The organism is Roseiarcus sp. (genome assembly GCF_052145395.1).
Taxonomy (GTDB): domain Bacteria; phylum Pseudomonadota; class Alphaproteobacteria; order Rhizobiales; family Beijerinckiaceae; genus Roseiarcus.
The window spans coordinates 1-3,272 of sequence record NZ_JBKQOT010000858.1 but is presented as its reverse complement, the minus strand read 5'-3'; the positions used below and the strand labels follow the sequence as shown (position 1 = coordinate 3,272).

The window sequence follows — 3,272 nt, the reverse complement described above, 5'->3', positions numbered from 1 at the left end:
CGGCTGGACGTTGGCGTGCTCGGCGCGAAACAGCGCGCACGCGCGGTCGCGCGCGATATTTTCGACCGCGTCGGTATATTGTTGCCCACCGTAATAGCGCCGGCCGGGATAGCCTTCCGAGTACTTGTTGGTCAGCACCGACCCGAGCGCCGCCAGCACCTCGGGATAGGTGTGGTTTTCGGAAGGGATCATCTCGACGCCATCAAGCTGGCGACGCTCCTCGCCGGCGATGGCATGCGCTATATCGGGATCGAAGGACTCGAGTTTTGCGCGATAGGCGTCCATGGGCGTCTCCCCTCAGGAAGATGTGCCAACCTCTTACAGTCGGCTGCCCAGGCGAACGGCATTCGAGGCCGCGCTTCCCGATGGTGCCCCATCTCAAGCTCGCCAGTCACGCGGCGCGTCAATGATGGCGCAAGCCCTTGCTCCCGGCAAGTCGGCATAACGAAGTCTGCGAAGAGTGGTCGTTGGTGAGAAAACGGCCGGGATTCCCCTCCCCCGGGTGCGCCGCAATCTCCGATGACCGCTAAACGTTGGCGCCGGCCGTCTGCTGCGCGCAAATAGCGGTCCTTACCCGACGGCGCGGCGAACGGGTCAATTCGACCCGAAGGCGACTTCGCGCAAGCTTCCGGTGAGTGCCGCGGCCGCGTGCAGCATGACGCCCACCACAATTGCCGCTACGGTTAGCGCATGCCTTGGCAACATATCCGTATCGCTCGGTTCGGCGGTCCCGAGGTCCTGGAACTGGCGGAAGAGTAGACCGTTCCGGACCTCGCGGCCGCCGTACGTACGGGCGGCCCTGAAAAAATGCGCTGCGTGGACGACGACGGGGTTCGTGGAGCATCGGAGCGCGACGGGTCCAGAGCGTCGTCGCGGGGGCCTTTTGAGGACGGCTCTGCTTCTGGGAGGCATGGGGCAATTTCTACCAGCGGCGCAGGGCCCATCGAGTGCGCCGTCCGAACTGAAAAGCGAAGCGCGTGCGCCGCAAGTGCAAGCTCTTAAGATTGATTCATAGAGGAAATACGGTGCGAGACCAAAGCCTAGATCTTATCATCTTCGACTGTGACGGCGTATTGGTCGATTCCGAAATCATCGCTGCGCAAGTGGAAGCCGCTCTTCTTTCAGAATCAGGCTATCCAATTAGCGTCGGCGAAATGAAGGAACGGTTCTGCGGCATGTCATGGTCCGATATCCTGAGATCGGTCGAAAGAGACAGCGGCCTTGAACTCATGACATCGCTGTTCGACAAGTCGGAAGCGATCCTCGACGAGCGGTTGGAACTCGATGTTCAGGCTATCGATGGTGTGGCCTTCGCGCTGTCGCAGCTTCCCTATACGCGGTGCATTTGCTCCAATACGAAGCCCACTCGGCTCGACGCCATGCTGTTGAAGGTGGGCTTGAGATCACTGTTCGCGCCTCACATCTTCTCCGCCATAACCCTTGGCGCGAAAAGCGCAAAGCCGAAGCCTGACATATTCTTACATGGTGCCAAACAGATGCGAGCCGATCCGAAGAAAACCATCGTTGTCGAAGATTCGATTTACGGCGTTCAGGGGGCGAGGGCAGCGGGCATGAGAGTTATCGGATTCATCGGAGGCTCCCATACCTATCCCGTTCATGCAACCCGGCTGATGGAGTCCGGTGCGGAGGTGACGATCTCCGCAATGCAAGACCTTCCACCGGCAATTGCGGCACTCGTCGTCTAAAATCGCTCTGTTTCGTGCATGGACGCCCCGGTGGATGCAAGGAGATTTGGCACGATCCCGGTCGTGAACGGAAACCCCGACTTCGCCGTCGGCAAAACGACGCTCAACGACAACGTCTCGGTCCAAGGCAACGCGGGAACGGTCACGAATTCCGACGACTTGAAGCTCGATGCCACCCATTCCATCGTCGGAAGCTTTACGCAGTCGGGCGGGGCCTGCTCCGCCCGGTCGACGGATGTCTGGACCTGCTCCGGCCGCTTCACACTGAGCGAGGTCACGAGGGCCAACTTCCTCACCGTCGACGTCTCTACGCGCGCCGCCGCTCCCGAACCCTCGCGACCTGCGCGATGCTGGTAGCCGGCTTCCTCGCTCTCGGCGCCCTCATGCGCCGCCGGCGGAAGCTGGCGATCGCCGCCTGACCGGCCCGGGCGACCGCCCGGGCCGCTTCGTCAGGCGAACTTCCTCTCCATCGTATTCCGTTCGAGGGCATGGAGCTGTGAGCGGCGGAGGAACTTCCGGTGTGGGCGGACCTTTGCCGTTCCCGGGTGATGCTGGAGGGCAGGTGTCGCGCCCAATCCTGCCTTCCACGCCGCTCAATGTTTCGGGTTGATCACGCGGCTCCTTGCCGCGAACGCCCCTTATACTGATAGTGCGGACTAAGCCTTTCCCACTATTCCTCCTACGACCGCGCTGCCGCTTTCATGCCTTCGATCGTCGTGCTTCTTCCCCGGCCGCCCAGCGAGCGCCAGAGCCACGGTCGTAACACTGAGGCAAACGCGCAAGAAGCCCAGCGCAGCCTATGTAGCCCGTGGAATGAAGACATGCTGTCGCCGAAAGCTGCTGGACGGGGGGATGATCGGAAGGCAAGGGGTTTTCCAAATCGGGACGGCCCGAAATGGACCGCCCTTGAAAACCTCGAGACCGCCGGCGCGCAGCAGCGCATAAACTGAAGTGAAGGGCCGATGACGTCAGTTCGCGAGTGGCAGTTCAAGAGGAAATTTCGCACCAATGCCTACGGCTGGCGCGCATCGAGTCTCGCCATCGGCCGTCTCAAGGAAGCCGCCGCCGAGATTAGGTCTGTGGCGAAATCCGATCCGGTCGCGGCGGGAGACGGCGTCGCGTCGTTAATGGAGCGCATCTGGCCGGCGTTCCAGGGAATTGACACCTCGTCCGGCGCCCTTGGCGCTGCGGTCTTTCGCACCGTGAATGAGCTAATCCCGATCCTGACTGTCGCGTCGGCGGACCACGCGACCAGAAGCAAGTGGCTCGAGAGATTGTTCGAGGCGGTGCAAAACGACGACGTCGAATATCCGGCTCCGCTCGAAGATCGCTGGGGCGAGATCGCCCAATACCCGGACCTGATCGACGAATATGCAGACCGAATGATCGGAATGGTGCGCCGCGTCTGGGCCGATCGGCAAACCTTCCAGCATGTGATCGGAACATCCATCTGCTTGTCGTGCCTGCTTGAGGGCGGCCGTTACGACGAACTTCAAGAACTCCTGTCCACACGGCGGATGAAGTTTTGGTCCTCGCACAGGTTTGGCGCCGAGGCTTTGGTTCGTC

3 protein-coding genes, 1 pseudogene and 1 riboswitch are annotated in these 3,272 nt (G+C 61.3%); of the genes and pseudogenes, 3 read left to right on the top strand and 1 reads right to left on the bottom strand.

The annotated features are described in order from the left end of the window. Positions 1–285 (bottom strand): annotated as a pseudogene (gene glyA / locus ACLP25_RS29855) (serine hydroxymethyltransferase); the annotation flags it as partial. Positions 286–323: 38 nt separating this feature from the next. Continuing rightward, positions 324–405: riboswitch (ZMP/ZTP riboswitch) on the bottom strand. A gap of 620 nt (positions 406–1,025) precedes the next feature. On the opposite strand from glyA, the gene ACLP25_RS29850 reads away from it, so the two are divergent. The 3 genes from ACLP25_RS29850 to ACLP25_RS29840 all read left to right on the top strand — a co-directional run. Then, entirely contained in the window at positions 1,026–1,706 is a 681-nt protein-coding gene (locus tag ACLP25_RS29850; RefSeq protein WP_442472716.1) for an HAD family hydrolase, read from the top strand. Between the two features lie 30 nt (positions 1,707–1,736). Next, complete coding sequence (locus ACLP25_RS29845; protein ID WP_442472715.1) at positions 1,737–2,063, top strand: hypothetical protein; 327 nt, start codon at positions 1,737–1,739, stop codon at positions 2,061–2,063. Positions 2,064–2,668: 605 nt separating this feature from the next. Then, positions 2,669–3,272, top strand: a 604-nt coding sequence (locus ACLP25_RS29840) for a hypothetical protein (RefSeq protein ID WP_442472714.1), incomplete at its 3' end; no start/stop codon positions are given.